This is a genomic window from Chryseobacterium salipaludis, assembly GCF_022968825.1.
GTDB lineage: Bacteria > Bacteroidota > Bacteroidia > Flavobacteriales > Weeksellaceae > Kaistella > Kaistella salipaludis.
In genome coordinates, this window is sequence record NZ_JALHKS010000005.1 from 38794 (window position 1) to 54152 (window position 15359).

Below are 15359 nucleotides of genomic sequence, written 5' to 3' on the forward strand. Positions count from 1 at the left end.
CAGCCGTTCTTTTGAAACCATTTCATTTCCAGCAATTTTCTGTTCAGCAGCATCCTGAAGTATTTCGGGTAGGAACCGATGGCGTTCTGCTAGGCGCACTGGCGCAAATTGAAGAAACAGCTGCCTCCGTTTTGGAAGTGGGCATCGGTTCCGGTATCATTACACTCATGCTTGCCCAGCGCTATCCTGAGGCCACTTTCGCAGCGATCGATATTAACCCACTCGCTGCCGGGTTAGCCGCCGGTAACTTTAAAGCTTCGCCCTGGAGTAACCGACTGACTGCGACTGTTGCAGATTTCAAAACTTTTGAGACAAAATTTACAGTAGATCACATCGTCTGCAATCCGCCGTATTTTGAGGTAAATGACTCCGGCAAAGATTTATGGGCGCGGCAACAACTGCTGCTTACTTTCTCTGATTTAATCGAAACTAGTTCGAAAGTGCTCGCCTCCTCGGGAAAGCTCAGTGTCATTATTCCGGCGGACAGCGAAAAGACATTTACTGACATAAGCAAACAGCATCAGTTTTCTAAATCAAGACAAGTAATGATTTCCGGACGCAGAGGCAGCCCACCCAAACGGGTAGTTTTGGAATACACTAAAAATACCAATGTTCAGCTGATTGAAGAAGAACTTGTGCTGGAAAATAATCCGCGGGAATACAGCCGGGAATACCTTGAGCTGACCAAAGACTTTCACATCTTCAAAAAGAAATAACTATTTCGGCTGGTTGAGTGTAATCACAATATCCTTTCCGATATTTTTCACTGAACTGTATTTGGCATCGCAAACCGAGGTGGTCACCGTATAGGAACCTTTATCCACAAGAATGAAGTTCTGATTTTTGGCAGGCACATCCAGGTTGTAAAACCTTTTACCACTAATTTTCACAATCAGGTTGCAGGCAGACTTGTTCACAATCTGCACATACGCCTGGCGGCTGCCGGCATCATTACTAAAAAGATGGTTCAGCAGTTCTTCCGTTTTTTTATGTTTCGCGTTTGTGCCGTTTTTAGCCACATCGCGGCGCACTTCATTCTGTAACTTTTTGGTGCTGACCGGCGTTACGGACGGCTTGGCCACTTTTGCCTGCTGGGCGGCGGGTTTATCATTAACCACAATGGCAATCAGTTTTTGCTTAAAGGCAGGCGTTCGCGGGTGGTTCGGATTGAATTTCACAAAGTTGGCAATGACTTGCGGGTCATTGCTTTTCTCTACCTGTGCCACGGTGTATTTGGACTGCGACCAGACGCTGAGAAAAATAAAAACAAATATAAAAGAGAGAAGTTTTTTCATAAAAACCGGAGCATTTTAGCTGAGATTACCTGAAAGGATAACGGTTAAATCTGCTTTTTAGTTTATTCAGAATTTATTATCTTTGCAGGGCTTAAAAATGAGCTTAACAAGTCAAATTTAATACAAAAAAAATAGAGATATGTATACACCGGTTGCTGCAGATGTAGCGAAATTAAGAAACATTACAGGTGCAGGGATGATGGACTGCAAAAAAGCTTTGGTAGAAGCTGAAGGAGATTTCGATAAAGCTATTGAGAACCTGCGTAAGAAAGGCCAGAAAGTAGCAGCGAACCGCGCAGACCGTGAATCTACTGAAGGAGCAGTAATCGCAAAAGTAAATGCAGATAACACGCAAGGGGTGATCATCGCGCTGAACTGCGAAACTGACTTCGTAGCAAAAAACGATAACTTCGTAGAGCTGGCACATCAGTTGGCAGAGCAGGCTTTGGCGTATGCGACCAAAGAAGAGCTTCTGGCCTCTGATTTCCACGGTGTAACTGTAAGCGATAAGCTGATTGAGCAAACCGGCGTAATCGGTGAAAAAATTGAGATCGGTTCTTTCGAAAGAATTGAAGGTCCGTTCCTTGGTTCTTATATCCATGCGGGTAACAAGATTGCGGCGATCACTTCCCTTTCTGCAAATGTAGACGGTGCTGCTGATGCTGCAAAAGCAGTTTCCATGCAGGTGGCGGCGATGAACCCACTGGCCCTGGATGAAACTTCTGTTTCTCAGGAAACCATCGACAAAGAATTGGATATTGAGCGTGAACTTCTGACAAAAGAAGGAAAGCCTGCGAATATCATCGACAATATCCTGAAAGGAAAAATGCAGCGTTTCTACAAAGACAATACATTGGTACACCAGGCTTTCATCAAAGACAGCAACATGTCTGTAGCTGATTATGTGAAGTTTATCAACAGTGACCTGAAAGTTCTTGGTTTCGTTCGCGTAAGCCTGACCTAAGAAATCTCATTCTTAATAAGAAAATCTCCTTTCTGCTCGAAGGGAGATTTTTTTGTCTTTATATTTAAATATAAAATTTATTCTGCGGTGCGAATATTTTCGAAGTTTTGGAACCCATTTAGGAAATCTTTCACGGCGACGCGCTTCTTTCCTTCCAGCTGAACTTCCGTTGGTGTGTACGTTCCATCTGCGGTGTAAAAAATAAAACTGTTCTTGCTGATATCAAAACTGCCCGGCTGTTTGTCATGATGTACCACCTCAAATGTACCGCTGTATATTTTCAGGAATTTCTTTTCATCACTTAATGTAACATAGGTGAACGCTGCAGGATAAGGCGACATCCCGCGGATGAAATTATGGACCTGGTCCGCCGGCTGATTCCAGTTAATCCGCGTATCATCTTTGAATATTTTATATGCTGTTTTCGGCTGTTCCGTTTTGGGTTGAGGCTTTTCTTCAATCGTGCCGGCAGCAAGGCCATTCAATGTTTCCAGGACAAGTTCGGCACCATTTAGCATCAGCTTATCATGTAGCTCTCCGGCTGTTTCATGTTGACCGATGGCCGTTTTCTTCTGCAACAGAATATTTCCTTCATCAATCTTTTCATTAATAAAAAAAGTGGTCACGCCTGTTTCTTTTTCACCATTAATAATGGCATAATTGATCGGCGCGGCACCACGGTAATCCGGCAGCAAAGAAGCGTGCAGGTTAAAAGTGCCCAGCGGTGGCATTTCAAACAGAACCTTGGGCATCATCCGGAAAGCCACCACCACAAAAATGTCTGCCTGCAAGCTGCGGACTTCTTCCAGAAAATGTTCGTCACGCAGTTTTTCAGGTTGAAGCGTTTTTAAATTCTGGCTGTCGGCGTATTGTTTCACCGCTGACTGTTGTATTTTCTGACCGCGCCCGCTGGCTTTGTCCGCCACAGTGACCACGCCTACCACCTCATGATGGGATTCGTGAATATGCTGCAGGATTACTTTTGCAAATTCGGGTGTACCAAAAAAAACAACTTTCAAAGACTTCATATTTTGTTTTAGATTTTAAGTTAAAGGGATGCGTCGTGATTATAGCAATACGTCCGGAAGTTGAGCATTTTAATTTTACCACTATCGAGCAGATAAATCAGGTTTTCCAGAATATTTTCTTTAGCAAAATAGCTGAGTTTGATGCTGAGTTCCTCAATATCAGCCGGTGCTGTTTTTAAGACCTGAAGAATTTCTGCGGAAACATCTTTGCCAATGAGTGTGTCTTTCTGCTGTTCGCAAACGGAGCACGTTCCACAGTCGCCGGCATTTTTTTCTCCGAAATAGGTGAGAATCATGCGCATTTTGCAATAATCCTCATTTTCCACAAAGAATTTCATTTCTTCCCATTTGCGGATTTTATTTTTTTGGATCTGCTCAAACAAATGCCAGTATTTTCCATTCAGGGCGCGGTCTTCGCGGTGTTTTAAAAACCTGATGCGCGACAAAGCACCATCAATATACTCCAGATAACCTTTTGCCTGCAATTCCCGGAGCCGCTCGCGAACCAGCAGTACATCAGCTTCCAGCTTTTCACTGAGTTTTTTCTCGCTGAACAAAACACGGCGGCCGGAAGATAAACCGGATAAGGAACGCAACAGAAGTTCCACCAGATACGCATCTTTCCTGTGCAGTAAATCTATTTCCCCGGTTTTTATTTTTAGTTCTAAAGAAGACAATGCCTGCTGCGCATCGTAATGGATCAATTCCTGATGGTGCAGAAAATTCAGGACGTTCCGGATTTTTGCTAATGAGCATTTCGTAAATTTCTGGATCCGCTGAATCTGAAGCTGAAATAACTCTTCCGGCAAATCATGTTCAGCCACCTGAAAAGAGGAATACAAATAAGACACAATAGCGGTGTATTCTTTTTTGGAAGGAATCTGATTGGCCAGAATCTGGTCAAAGTTTTTAAGTTCCTGCTCATTCCACAGCAAGAAGGCGTAGGATTCCGCACCATCACGCCCTGCCCTGCCGATTTCCTGATAATAATTTTCAAGAGAACCAGCAGGAGAAAAATGAATAATGAACCGCACGTTATCCTTGTTGATCCCCATCCCGAACGCATTGGTTGCAACCAGCACGTGCTGGTTGCTGCTAAGCCATTGCTTCTGCTTTCGGTTCTTTTCAAAAGCCGGAATGCCGGCGTGGAAATAATCCACATGACTGAGCTGGTTCCTGTTCAGGAATTCGGTGAGTTGCTCTGTTTCTTTTCGGGTCCGAACGTAAATAATGCCTGAGGATTGCGTGTAACGCAGTATTTTAAGTACCTGCTCGTATTTATCTCCGGTTTTATTGCTGATGATCCGGATGTTGGAACGCTGAAAACTTTGCTGAAAAGTCTGCGCATTTCGCAGGCCGAGTTTTGCTTTAATTTCTTCCAGCACTTTGGGTGTGGCGGTTGCCGTGAGCGCGAGACAGGGGATATTTCCCAATCCTTCGCGAAACGCGCGAATATGCTGATAGCTCGGTCGGAAGTCCTGTCCCCATTCTGAGATGCAATGTGCTTCGTCCACCGCGATCATCGAGACGGTAATTTCAGGCAAATGGTCCAGAAATAGGCGATTCGTTAAACGCTCCGGCGATACATATAAAAGTTTGGTGAGGCCTTCCTTGCAACGGGAGAAAATTTCTTCTGCCATAAAATCTTCCAGTTCCGCGGAGAGATATTCTGCTTCCACACCTTGCCTGCGCATCTGGATGACCTGATCTTTCATCAGGGCCAGCAGCGGCGATATGATGATACAGGTTCCTTCGAGCAACAGCGCAGGCAACTGGTAACAAAGTGATTTTCCGCCACCGGTAGGCAGCAGGGCCAGTGCATCCCGGCCGCTTATGACTGTATCTATGATTTCCTCCTGCAGTTCGCGAAAAGTATCGTGCCCCCAAAAATGTTTCAGGGTCTGCTTTTTTAATGCGGTAAACTGTTCGGCTGATATCACCTCGTAAAAGTAAATAAAGATCTGGCGTAAAACAACAGAAAAGCCACGCAGCGAATGCATGGCTTTTCAATTTTATAAATTCTGCAAGATTATTTTGCTTCGAAATATACTCTACGGTTTGCGCGGTTTTTCCATTCCGGGCATTTTGTAGCAGGATCACATTCCGGATATTTCAGGTCTGTTTTCCCTCTTCCCACCGCATCGAGCTTTCCACTGCTAACACCGTTCTGAATAAGATAATTTTTCACATTGCTAGCTCTTCTTTCAGAGAGGTTCTGGTTGTATGCAGCAGTACCGCGAGTGTCTGTGGCACCTACTACGTTATATCTTCCTTCAGAAGAATTGATGTAATTAACTGCGTCATTCAAGATTGGTGTATTTGAAGGCAAAATGCGATCTGAATTTAAATCAAATTCAATTCCTTCCAGCGCTCTGGTATTATCAGAGACTGTTGCACCATACGGGCAACCGTTATTTTCCACTGGTCCTGGTACTGTTACACATTTGTCGTAGAGGTCAATTACACCATCCATGTCCACATCAAGCGCAACTCCCGCTCCGTCAACTCTTGCACCTGCCGGCGTATCCAGCTGACGATCCCAATCGTCGCAAACTCCGTCATTATCTGCATCACCACTCTTGCAAACTTCAACATCACGATTCTGTTCTGATAAAACATCTAATTTATAGTAAATTTCCTGTAGTGGATCATGCCAGAACAAATGTGATTGATGCTTACCTAAATTAAGGGTAGCTCCTAGAGTAAAGTTAAACATATTGTCTGATGATTGTCCGCTAGCAGTGCGCGCACCATCAAAACCTTCGTCACCAGTAACGATATACATCAATCTTGTTTCAAGGTCTAAAGCTTGTGTCGCACGGAATTTTAGCCCCGCACCAGCCTGGCCAAAAAGACTTCCGAGCTTAAACGGTTTTACTTCTCTAACCAACTGCTGATTATAAGCCGGTCCAGCATTCTGACGATATGCTTTATAAGCTAAAGTTCCGATACCTGCATAGCCATGCAGAGCCCATCTGTAAGCAGAATGATTATCAACTCTTCGAAGCAGGTTCGAAAAATTCACGTCTCCCAGCAAAGACAGTGCATCGTACTGTGTACGACCGCCATCCCCGTTCGGAGAAGCTTCGTGATCTTTTGTGTTTACAAAACCTTGCCGTGTTTCCCCTTTGTCATACTGTAACTTAAGACCGAAAGCGTGTGAAATCGCTTTATCTACACTAAGATATGCGGACCATCCAAAAAGATTCTTACCCGCTCCAAATTCTTTCAAAGAATTTAATTCTGCACCGTGAACAATAGGTACTCCAGCACCGGCAGAGATAGCCCAATCGTTAAAACGTTTTGAATCCTGCGTAAAAGCCGAAATGTTTTCGGATCCTGAAGAATAGGCATTTGAAGATACTGCTACAGTATCCTGAGCCAAAACTGCACCAGGTAACAACAACGAGAATGCAATAGCTGCTAAATTTAATTTCATAATTTTATTTTTTGTTGAGTTATTATTTTAATGGGTAATTTATAAAATGTTACAGTTTTATAAATTTTAACATCCATTACCAAAACTTATGCCAACACACATCTCATTTCATCTGTTTTAGCAATACCTGAGAAAACTCACGCTGGGAGGCATGCTTCTCATGTGGCAGGCACAAAGAACGGCTTATATACTTCAAACGGTCAAAAAAAACCACATCGATGTCAATAATCCGGTCAGTATAGATTTTTGAAATTGATGTGTCTGTTGCTCTGCCCATCTCACGTTCAATATCTTTAATAATATTAAGAACTTTTAACGGAGAATAGCAAGTTTTTAACTGAACTGCAATATTACAAAAAAAATTACTACTCGCAAATTCTACAGGGGCTGTTTTCAGCATTTCAGAACGCTGCAAAACCGCGCCCAGACGCGTTTCCAGATGTTCTAAAGCTTCAGTAATGTTTTGAGATGGGTTTCCAAGATTACTTCCGAGTAACAAAGTGAGGGTATGCTGCGACATATTGCAAAATTAGAAAAAGAATTATGAAGAGTTTTTTCAAAATGGTATTTGCCAATATTGTCGCGATCATTATCATTGCGGCCCTGTTCGGCATTTCCTTAATCATGATGATAGCCGCCAGTGCATTCAGTAACCCCTCGAAACCCAACCTAAAAGATCAAACCGTGCTGACGCTCGATTTTAAAACCAATATTATCGACAGTCCGGCTGAAGACAATGAGGGTATTTTCTCCTTACAAAGCAACAGTAAGAATGTGATGATCTATGATATGGTGGAGGCGGTGAACCGCGCCGCGAAAGATGATAAAATTAAAGGCATCAGCCTGGAGACCGATGGAATGCAGGCTGGTCTTACCCAGTTGGACGCGCTTCGCCGTGCACTGGAAGACTTTAAGAAAAGCGGAAAATTTGTGTATGCATATGGTAACACCGTTTCTCAGCCGGCATATTACCTGGGCTCTGTGGCAGACCGTTATTTCCTGCACCCGGCAGGTGCCATCGATCTCAAGGGTCTGAGTATGGAAGTAATGTACCTGAAAGAATTTGCAGATAAATATGGAATCGGCCTGGAAATCATCCGGCACGGAAAATATAAATCCGCGGTGGAACCGTATATGAGAAACGACATGTCGGAAGAAAACCGTGAACAGCTTTCCACATTGTTAAATGATGTATGGAATACACAGGCCACAAAAATGGCTGCTTCCCGCAAGTTATCTGCAGAACAGTTTAAAATGATAACCGACAGTCTGTACGGAGCTATCCCGGAGTTATGCCTGAAATACAAACTCACCGACCAACTGGCGCAGAAAGGAGAATATGAAGATTTTATTAAAAATAAATTACAACTTAAAGAAAAAGACAAATTAGCTCAGGTTTCATTCAGCAAATACATCCGCACCTTTGCGGACGATAAAAAAGGTGATGGTGAGATCGGTGTACTTTATGCTTCCGGCGCCATTTATGGTGGTGAAGGATACGACGAAATTTATGCTGAGAATTTTGTGAAAGATATTCGCAAACTGGCAAAAGACGAAAAGATTAAAGCAGTGGTTCTGCGTATTAACTCGCCGGGTGGAAGTGCCAATGCCTCGGACGAAATCCTGTTTGAACTGCAGGAATTAAAAAAGAAAAAACCGCTGGTGGTTTCATTTGGGGATTACGCGGCCTCAGGCGGATACTATATCGCCATGGGAGCAGACCGGATTTATTCTGAGCCTAATACATTAACCGGATCTATCGGCGTGTTCGGCATGATTCCTTATTTTAAAGATTTAGCCAACAGAAACGGGATTCATTCGGAAGCTGTGAATACGAATGCCAACTCCAACATGTATTCACCGGTAAATGGTGTTTCTGCGGGCGGCGTAGCCATTATGACCAGAAGTGTGGAGAACACCTACAAGCGTTTCGTACACTTTGTTACGCAGAACAGAAAGAAATCTTTCGAAGCGATCGATGAAATCGGCGGTGGCCGTGTATGGAGCGGTACCAGAGCGAAGGAATTAGGCCTGGTGGATGAATTGGGCAGCCTGCATGACGCTATTGCCTTTGCTGCAAAAAAGGCGAAACTTAAAGACGGATATGGCCTCACCACTTACCCTAAAAAAGTAAATCCATTTGATCAGTTCTTTAAGGATATGGATGAAAACCAGATTACGACCCGACTGCTGAAAAGTCGTCTCGGTGCGGAGAATTACCGACTGATGGAGCAAATCACGCAGCCACGTTTCCAGGAGGGCGTGATGATGCAGATGCCATTCGAAATTAAAACCAGATAAGAAACAGAAATCCCGCACAGTTTGACCTGAGCGGGATTTTTTTTAATTTCATTTGTGTATGATTATGCGCGACGTTGCGACATTCCGAAGAGCCAAAGAACTACAATGGCACCCAGCACTGCCAGGAACATACTCTTAATATCAAATTCTTCCACAGTTCCCCAGCCAATCAGACTGCCGATGAATCCGCCGACGAACGCCCCCACGATTCCCAAGATAATAGTCATGAGCCACCCCATTGATTGGTTACCCGGCATAATAAATTTTGCAATTGCACCTGCGATCAGACCAAAAATGATCCACGTTAAAATTCCCATAGTTTTAAAATTTAATAATTAATATTTTGTGATTTGTAAACACTAAATATCAAACATAGGACCAAAACGAAAAACGCGCAGTTTGCCGGATATGGCAACAAGGCAAAAAAAAGACTGATATCGCTATGAATATCAGTCTTTTATTTATCAGGATCTTTGTTTAAAAAAGGAATCTACAAATTCGCTTCCGTTAAACAGCTGGAGATCGGTCATCTTCTCACCTACGCCGATATACTTAACCGGTATCTGAAACTGATCGGAAATTCCAATGACCACACCGCCTTTCGCCGTGCCGTCCAGTTTGGTTACCGCCAGTGCATTGACTTCTGTGGCTGCGGTAAATTGTTTCGCCTGCTCAAAAGCATTTTGTCCCGTGGAACCATCCAGCACGAGCAGGATTTCATGTGGTGCATCCGGAATTACTTTTTGCATCACACGTTTGATTTTGGTCAGCTCGTTCATCAGATTAACTTTATTATGCAGCCTTCCCGCAGTGTCGATAATAACAACATCGGCCTGACTGGCCACCGCGCTTTGCACCGTATCAAAAGCTACCGAGGCCGGATCACTGCCCATACCCTGCTTGACAATCGGTACGCCTACACGCTCACTCCAAATGACAAGCTGATCCACTGCCGCTGCACGGAAGGTATCGGCCGCACCCAAAACGACTTTTTTGCCATCGGTTTTAAACTGATGTGCCAGCTTACCGATGGTGGTGGTTTTCCCGACTCCGTTTACACCGACAACCATAATGACGTATGGCTTCTTGGATTCGTCAATATTGCCGGTCGCTGCCAGCGGATTTTCGAGCAGCATGCCACTGATTTCCTCACGCAAGATGGTATTCAGCTCATCGGTCCCCACGAACTTATCGCGGGCGACACGGTCTTCAATGCGCTTGATGATTTTAATAGTGGTTTCTGCACCGACATCGGAAGCAATCAGCACTTCCTCCAGGTCATCCAGCACTTCATCGTCCACGCGGGATTTCCCCACCACTGCTTTTGAAATCTTTTCAAAGAATCCCTGACTGGATTTCTCCAGTCCTTTATCCAGGCTTTCCTTTTCTTCCCGGCCGAAAACTTTTTTAAACCAGCTCATTCCGTGTGTATAAATTAAAAGTAAATAAAAAGCCGCCAGCAGCGGCAAACAAAGATAAAACAAAAAAACTACCCTTGTGGATAGTCTTTTCTTATATCATCGCAGTGGTTGCGATTATTTTTTCAGGTAAGCGTCAACTTCGTCAGCGCTCATTACTTTTTCGTCGAAAACGTAAGCACCTGTCTTAGCAGAACGTACCATTTTCACTACTTTGGTCATTTTTTTTGAACCTGCCCCACCCTGAAGTGTTGCTACTACTTTTTTTGCCATTTTTTATATACTTAAAAAATTACTTAATTTCTTTGTGAACAGTGTACTTTTTCAGAACCGGGTTAAACTTTTTCAGTTCCAGTCTTTCAGTAGTGTTCTTTTTATTTTTAGTAGTAATGTATCTGGACATTCCTGCAACGCCACTTTCTTTGTGCTCGGTGCATTCCAAAATAACCTGTACTCTATTTCCTTTTTTTGCCATGACTTCTTAAGCTTATTTAATGAAACCGTTTCTGGTTGCATTTTCCAATGCTTCCTCGATTCCGATTTTGTTAATGATTCTCAGTCCGTGTGCCGAAACTTTCAGCGTCACAGATTTTTCCTGCTCAGGCAGGTAAAACTTCTTCTCCAGTAGGTTGATTTCAAAACGACGCTTCGTTTTGTTGTTAGCGTGAGAAACGCTGTTTCCAACCATAGCACGCTTTCCTGTTATTTGGCAAATTCTTGACATATCTCGATGTTCTTTTTAGCTACTAAATATTTGAGAGTGCAAAATAACGAAGAAATTTTTATTTAGACAAGTACCGCGGCGTATTATTTTAAAGAAAATCAGCGCTTTTGCCACTTCATTTCCCGAACCTGCTGCGATTATGGCAATTGCCACAACTTCACCCCCTTCGTTTTATATCTTGCTCAATCCCGTTTCTGTGCTTTTTATAAATATTAAATAATATTCACCTCACGCTCCAGCGTAATTCCGAACTTTTGCTGAACATCACGAATTAATTCGGCGGAAAAATCAAATATTTCCTGACCAGTCGCCTGGCCCGTTTTATTAATGAGAACTAAAGCCTGCTGCGCATGTGAGGCCACATTACCTATTTGCCTGCCTTTCCAGCCCGCAGTTTCAATGAGCCAACCGGCCGGTACTTTCACGTGTTCCCCCGCCGGATAGGATGGAATGTGCGGATATTTTTCTTTAATTTTAATAAATGCTTCCTGCGAAATCACCGGGTTTTTAAAAAAGCTGCCGGCGTTTCCTGTTACCGCCGGATCCGGTAATTTAGTTTGACGAATGGCAATAACCGCCTCGGAAACCTGGCGGATGCTGGGATTTTCAATTCCTTTTTTCTTCAGTTCTTCCTGAATGGCACCATACGATGTTTTCATGGTATGGTGCTGGGTGGTTAACCTGAACGTCACTGAAAGAATGACATATTCATTTTTTCCTTCTTTTTTAAAGTATGATTCACGGTAGCCGAAATCACATTGTTGTGCAGTGAAAATTTCGGTTTCCAGGGTTTCGAGATTCAGAACTTCGCACGACTCGAAAGTATCTTTAATTTCAACGCCGTAGGCACCGATATTCTGCATAGGTGATGTCCCGACATTTCCCGGAATCAGCGACAGATTTTCGAGTCCGCCATATTCCTGCGACAGACAATACTGCACGAAAGCATGCCAATTTTCCCCGGCTTGTGCTGTGACCAAAACGTGATTCTCTGAAACAACTTCTTTATTTATTCCTTTCAGATTCAGTTGAATAACAAGACCAGGAAAATCGGACGTAAGCAGCACATTGCTGCCGCCACCCAGAAAAAGACGCGGTATTTCGGTCCCGAACTGTTGCATCACGGAACGTAATTCTTGTGTATTTCGCACTTCCGAAAAATAGCGTGCATGTGCGGGAACACCAAAGGTATTGTAGGATTGTAAAGAGAAGTTTTCGTGTATCTCCATCGAGCTTTAAATGAAAAAGCGGGCCGCAGCCCGCCTGTTTATTATACTTTATAATCAGAGTTGGAATTCAGCGCGGTACTTTTGGATCGCATCGTTCAGCAATTCCACACTGCGGCGCAGGTCTTCTTCTTTCAGGACGTACGCAATACGCACCTGCTTTTTGCCAAGTTCAGGATCACTGTAAAAACCGCTCATGGGCGCAACCATTACGGTTTCGTTGTTATGGCAATAGCTTTCCAGTAACCATTGGGCAAACTTGTCGGAATCATCCACCGGTAGTTCTACGGCGCAGTAAAAGGCTCCCTTTGGCTTCGGACAGATTACACCCGGAATGCCATTTAACAAATCCACGAGCAGGTTTCGGCGTGAGGTATATTCCGCGCGAACCTTGAGGATATAATCTGCATCATTCACGTGGGCTGCAGCTGCGGCAATCTGCCCCAGCAAGACAGGGCTTAAACGCGCCTGCGCAAACAGCATGGCTGCATCATGAATTGCTTTGGAACGGGTTACCATAAAGCCAATCCGCACCCCACACATGGAATAGCGCTTAGATTCGGAATCGATAATAATACAGTGGTTTTCCAGTTCAGGAAACTCGAGCATGGAAATCTGTTGTTTGCCATCATACACATATTCGCGGTACACTTCATCTGAAATGATGACAATATCGTGCTTCAGTGCAATCTCTGCCAACTGCTGCAACTCTTCGCGGGTGTACAGATAACCGGTTGGATTGCCCGGGTTGCAAATCAGGATTGCTTTGGTTTTATCGGTAATTTTCGCTTCCAGCTCAGCCATGGGCGGCAGGGCAAAACCTGTATCAATGCTGGACGGCACGGAAACCACGTTTACATTAAAACTGTTTGCAAAACCATTATAGTTTGCATAGTAGGGTTCCGGAATAATAATTTCATCTCCATCATCACACAAGGTGGAAATAGCAAAGTTCAAAGCTTCCGAACCACCGTTGGTTACGATGAAATTATCAGTGGTCAGGTCTGTGAAACCTAAAGTATGGTAGTACTGCTGCAGTGCCGTGCGGTATTCCAGATTTCCTTCAGACAGTGAATACTCGAAAATGCTGAGGTCATTATTCTTCACAGCATCCAGCGCTGATTGCGGCGTTTCAATATCGGGCTGGCCGATATTCAGGTGATATACTTTAATCCCTTTTTGCTTGGCCTGCAAAGCATATGGAACCAGTTTTCTAACCGGTGAGGCAGGCATATTGTGAGCGCGTTGCGAAATCGTTGGCATGCTGTTTTAATTTTTGACAAAAATACAGATTTTTTCACAAGAAAAACAGAGCCGGACCGACAGACTGATCGTCAGCTGGAAGCAGAACAAAAGACCGCAAACTGCGCCACTGCGACCTAATTGCAGAAGGGGTCCTGCCCGTATTATAAATCTTCTGTGTAATGCTCGGTGCTGAAATTGATCGGCAATCTAAAGGTGTACTTAACCGGCACTCCGTTCAACTTTGCCGGTGTCCAGGTTTTTTTCATTTTCTTGACGGCGGTTACAATATCTGCCAGCAATCGGTCACTGTTGGCTATTTTAGGTTCAATATCAAAGTTTTCCATTTTACCAGTAGCTCCTACGTCAAAAGTCAGGATGAAAACACCTTCCGGATGGTAGCTGTTCTAATCGAGATACCTGCCCACATATTTGTGAAACTCTTTTCGAAAGGCATTGATACCTCCGGGCAATGCAGGACGGTTAATGGTCATTGTAATATCATATCCCTGGGTGTAGGAATCAAAGAAATGGGCGGGATGAAACGGAAAATCAAAATGGGCGGTTACTTTTTTACCGTTTACTTCGGCAGGCTGCCACTTGCGCAAAGTTCCCAATGAGCGAACAGCCAGTTCATAGGCACATCTGTTTTTCTCCACCGTCACAGCATCATTTTTCCTCCGGACCAGCGCCGGTTTTCCGGTTTCATCTATTTTCAGGTGTACCCAATACATTTCCTGCTTGGCACAAGGCTTCAGGTTGTTGCTGACGAAATATTGCTGCATCTCCCCAAACATGGCAGTTGCACCGCCTTGGTAGGCGTCCTGCCCATTGGGATAATAAGGAAGTACTTTCTGCGCAAAAGGGAAGTATGCGGTGAAGAGAAGAGCAAGAATAAAGAGCTTGTTCATGTGAAATTTCATTTACTATTTCTAATCACCCAAAAAGCTAAAATCACCACCAGTACCACCATAATCGCCCGCGGTCCAAACAGCCGTTTTCTCCATTGCAAAAAGGCAGGATCTGTACTTTTAACTAGATTAAAAATAAGGCCCGTCACCATGTATGGTACTGACAAAACGAGTAAAAGATTTTCTCTGGCGGCTTCAGCGAGATGAAAGTTCAGCAAATGATGAAGGGCGCGCTGAGAACCGCAACCCGGGCACTGCAGTCCTGTGAGGGAAAGAAAAGGGCACTTCGGAAACCAGTGACTTTCCAGTGGATTGTAGATTTTATAAATCAAGGCCAATCCACCCAGAAAGATCACCAGCAGACCTGCTTTCAGGTATTTAATATTGCGAACTAAAAAGTGATACACCGGCAATAAACACAAGAATAAAATAAGCACCAAGTCCGACAAGTGCCAATACTACACTGATCAGCGTCCATTTTTTCGCTTCCTCGGAATACCGCTGCGCCCCGGCAAGATCACCGGCGTAAAAGCGTGCTTCCACTTTTGAAGCGTTCACGATACCGACAATGCCAAAAGGCAGGCAGCAAAATAAGGTTGCCAGAATAGATTCTACCAGCCAGCTTTTCGGCGGGGTTTGATTGCTTAAATTCTCCATAGTTTTATAGTAATAAATAAGTTTGATGAGATGGTTTCCTCATTAAATTAAAGTAAAAGTTTAAAATTTTTTAAATCAGAATTAGTTTAGGCTAAGATATTATTTATTTACGGTAAAAAAACGCAGAACTTTAAAAATTAAAAATCCGTTGCGT

The 15359-nt window shown here is 43.8% G+C and carries 19 protein-coding genes; 3 read left to right on the forward strand and 16 right to left on the reverse strand.

Annotated elements, in window-relative coordinates; genetic code table 11:
* Positions 1 to 11 precede the first annotated feature (11 nt).
* On the forward strand, positions 12 to 716 hold the full coding sequence (locus tag MVI27_RS09005; RefSeq protein ID WP_246961032.1) for a tRNA1(Val) (adenine(37)-N6)-methyltransferase: 705 nt from the start codon (positions 12 to 14) through the stop codon (positions 714 to 716).
* Here the strand turns inward: MVI27_RS09005 and MVI27_RS09010 are convergent, their stop codons facing one another.
* The gene (locus MVI27_RS09010; protein WP_246961035.1) at positions 717 to 1295 is read right to left on the reverse strand and encodes a DUF6759 domain-containing protein; all 579 of its coding nucleotides are present in this window, start codon (positions 1293 to 1295) and stop codon (positions 717 to 719) included.
* Between the two features lie 139 nt (positions 1296 to 1434).
* Here MVI27_RS09010 and tsf point away from each other — a divergent pair, with 139 nt between their 5' ends.
* Positions 1435 to 2259 carry a translation elongation factor Ts gene (gene tsf, locus MVI27_RS09015; protein ID WP_246961037.1) on the forward strand — a complete coding sequence of 275 codons (825 nt, stop codon included), beginning with the start codon at positions 1435 to 1437 and terminating at the stop codon, positions 2257 to 2259.
* A 77-nt stretch (positions 2260 to 2336) separates the two neighbouring features.
* On the opposite strand, the gene fmt is transcribed toward tsf, so the two are convergent.
* The 4 genes from fmt to folK all read right to left on the reverse strand — a co-directional run bounded on the left by fmt (position 2337) and on the right by folK (position 7246).
* On the reverse strand, positions 2337 to 3287 hold the full coding sequence (gene fmt, locus MVI27_RS09020) for a methionyl-tRNA formyltransferase (RefSeq protein WP_246961040.1): 951 nt from the start codon (positions 3285 to 3287) through the stop codon (positions 2337 to 2339).
* Positions 3288 to 3307: 20 nt separating this feature from the next.
* Positions 3308 to 5287: a RecQ family ATP-dependent DNA helicase gene (locus MVI27_RS09025; protein WP_246961043.1), complete on the reverse strand. Its 1980-nt coding sequence runs from the start codon at positions 5285 to 5287 to the stop codon at positions 3308 to 3310.
* A 29-nt stretch (positions 5288 to 5316) separates the two neighbouring features.
* Positions 5317 to 6726 (reverse strand): OmpA family protein, encoded by a 1410-nt coding sequence (locus MVI27_RS09030; RefSeq protein WP_246961047.1) that lies wholly within the window; start codon positions 6724 to 6726, stop codon positions 5317 to 5319.
* 103 nt (positions 6727 to 6829) lie between these two features.
* Positions 6830 to 7246, reverse strand: coding sequence for a 2-amino-4-hydroxy-6-hydroxymethyldihydropteridine diphosphokinase (folK, locus tag MVI27_RS09035; protein ID WP_246961051.1), 417 nt, complete (start codon positions 7244 to 7246; stop codon positions 6830 to 6832).
* A 23-nt stretch (positions 7247 to 7269) separates the two neighbouring features.
* Here folK and sppA point away from each other — a divergent pair, with 23 nt between their 5' ends.
* The gene (gene sppA, locus MVI27_RS09040) at positions 7270 to 9027 is read left to right on the forward strand and encodes a signal peptide peptidase SppA (protein ID WP_246961053.1); all 1758 of its coding nucleotides are present in this window, start codon (positions 7270 to 7272) and stop codon (positions 9025 to 9027) included.
* 62 nt (positions 9028 to 9089) lie between these two features.
* On the opposite strand, the gene MVI27_RS09045 is transcribed toward sppA, so the two are convergent.
* From MVI27_RS09045 to MVI27_RS09095, 11 genes are all read right to left on the reverse strand, one after another.
* Positions 9090 to 9344: a GlsB/YeaQ/YmgE family stress response membrane protein gene (locus MVI27_RS09045; protein ID WP_246961055.1), complete on the reverse strand. Its 255-nt coding sequence runs from the start codon at positions 9342 to 9344 to the stop codon at positions 9090 to 9092.
* Positions 9345 to 9491: 147 nt separating this feature from the next.
* Entirely contained in the window at positions 9492 to 10448 is a 957-nt protein-coding gene (gene ftsY / locus MVI27_RS09050) for a signal recognition particle-docking protein FtsY (protein ID WP_246961058.1), read from the reverse strand.
* A 114-nt stretch (positions 10449 to 10562) separates the two neighbouring features.
* Complete coding sequence (locus tag MVI27_RS09055) at positions 10563 to 10718, reverse strand: DUF4295 family protein (RefSeq protein WP_246961061.1); 156 nt, start codon at positions 10716 to 10718, stop codon at positions 10563 to 10565.
* A 19-nt stretch (positions 10719 to 10737) separates the two neighbouring features.
* Positions 10738 to 10920 (reverse strand): 50S ribosomal protein L33, encoded by a 183-nt coding sequence (gene rpmG / locus MVI27_RS09060; RefSeq protein WP_027384735.1) that lies wholly within the window; start codon positions 10918 to 10920, stop codon positions 10738 to 10740.
* 12 nt (positions 10921 to 10932) lie between these two features.
* Complete coding sequence (gene rpmB, locus MVI27_RS09065; protein ID WP_246961064.1) at positions 10933 to 11169, reverse strand: 50S ribosomal protein L28; 237 nt, start codon at positions 11167 to 11169, stop codon at positions 10933 to 10935.
* A gap of 212 nt (positions 11170 to 11381) precedes the next feature.
* Positions 11382 to 12398, reverse strand: coding sequence for a UDP-N-acetylmuramate dehydrogenase (murB, locus tag MVI27_RS09070; RefSeq protein ID WP_246961067.1), 1017 nt, complete (start codon positions 12396 to 12398; stop codon positions 11382 to 11384).
* A gap of 54 nt (positions 12399 to 12452) precedes the next feature.
* On the reverse strand, positions 12453 to 13658 hold the full coding sequence (locus tag MVI27_RS09075; protein WP_246961070.1) for a pyridoxal phosphate-dependent aminotransferase: 1206 nt from the start codon (positions 13656 to 13658) through the stop codon (positions 12453 to 12455).
* Between the two features lie 143 nt (positions 13659 to 13801).
* Positions 13802 to 14017, reverse strand: a complete 216-nt coding sequence (locus MVI27_RS09080) for an energy transducer TonB (protein ID WP_266213263.1) — start codon at positions 14015 to 14017, stop codon at positions 13802 to 13804.
* A 27-nt stretch (positions 14018 to 14044) separates the two neighbouring features.
* Positions 14045 to 14548, reverse strand: a complete 504-nt coding sequence (locus tag MVI27_RS09085) for a hypothetical protein (protein WP_246961075.1) — start codon at positions 14546 to 14548, stop codon at positions 14045 to 14047.
* 8 nt (positions 14549 to 14556) lie between these two features.
* Positions 14557 to 14955: a DUF2752 domain-containing protein gene (locus tag MVI27_RS09090; protein ID WP_246961078.1), complete on the reverse strand. Its 399-nt coding sequence runs from the start codon at positions 14953 to 14955 to the stop codon at positions 14557 to 14559.
* On the reverse strand, positions 14927 to 15205 hold the full coding sequence (locus MVI27_RS09095) for a CD225/dispanin family protein (protein WP_246961081.1): 279 nt from the start codon (positions 15203 to 15205) through the stop codon (positions 14927 to 14929). Before MVI27_RS09095 ends, MVI27_RS09090 begins: the two co-directional genes overlap by 29 nt.
* Positions 15206 to 15359 lie beyond the last annotated feature (154 nt).

What these genes read in the sequence shown, in the direction of transcription:
- MVI27_RS09010 (WP_246961035.1), bottom strand. Translation starts at nt 1,295, where the DNA reads ATGAAAAAACTTCTCTCTTTTATATTTGTTTTTATTTTTCTCAGCGTC.
- tsf (WP_246961037.1), top strand. Translation starts at nt 1,435, where the DNA reads ATGTATACACCGGTTGCTGCAGATGTAGCGAAATTAAGAAACATTACA.
- fmt (WP_246961040.1), bottom strand. Translation starts at nt 3,287, where the DNA reads ATGAAGTCTTTGAAAGTTGTTTTTTTTGGTACACCCGAATTTGCAAAA.
- MVI27_RS09025 (WP_246961043.1), bottom strand. Translation starts at nt 5,287, where the DNA reads ATGCATTCGCTGCGTGGCTTTTCTGTTGTTTTACGCCAGATCTTTATT.
- MVI27_RS09030 (WP_246961047.1), bottom strand. Translation starts at nt 6,726, where the DNA reads ATGAAATTAAATTTAGCAGCTATTGCATTCTCGTTGTTGTTACCTGGT.
- folK (WP_246961051.1), bottom strand. Translation starts at nt 7,246, where the DNA reads ATGTCGCAGCATACCCTCACTTTGTTACTCGGAAGTAATCTTGGAAAC.
- sppA (WP_246961053.1), top strand. Translation starts at nt 7,270, where the DNA reads ATGAAGAGTTTTTTCAAAATGGTATTTGCCAATATTGTCGCGATCATT.
- MVI27_RS09045 (WP_246961055.1), bottom strand. Translation starts at nt 9,344, where the DNA reads ATGGGAATTTTAACGTGGATCATTTTTGGTCTGATCGCAGGTGCAATT.
- ftsY (WP_246961058.1), bottom strand. Translation starts at nt 10,448, where the DNA reads ATGAGCTGGTTTAAAAAAGTTTTCGGCCGGGAAGAAAAGGAAAGCCTG.
- MVI27_RS09055 (WP_246961061.1), bottom strand. Translation starts at nt 10,718, where the DNA reads ATGGCAAAAAAAGTAGTAGCAACACTTCAGGGTGGGGCAGGTTCAAAA.
- rpmG (WP_027384735.1), bottom strand. Translation starts at nt 10,920, where the DNA reads ATGGCAAAAAAAGGAAATAGAGTACAGGTTATTTTGGAATGCACCGAG.
- rpmB (WP_246961064.1), bottom strand. Translation starts at nt 11,169, where the DNA reads ATGTCAAGAATTTGCCAAATAACAGGAAAGCGTGCTATGGTTGGAAAC.
- murB (WP_246961067.1), bottom strand. Translation starts at nt 12,398, where the DNA reads ATGGAGATACACGAAAACTTCTCTTTACAATCCTACAATACCTTTGGT.
- MVI27_RS09075 (WP_246961070.1), bottom strand. Translation starts at nt 13,658, where the DNA reads ATGCCAACGATTTCGCAACGCGCTCACAATATGCCTGCCTCACCGGTT.
- MVI27_RS09085 (WP_246961075.1), bottom strand. Translation starts at nt 14,548, where the DNA reads ATGAACAAGCTCTTTATTCTTGCTCTTCTCTTCACCGCATACTTCCCT.
- MVI27_RS09095 (WP_246961081.1), bottom strand. Translation starts at nt 15,205, where the DNA reads ATGGAGAATTTAAGCAATCAAACCCCGCCGAAAAGCTGGCTGGTAGAA.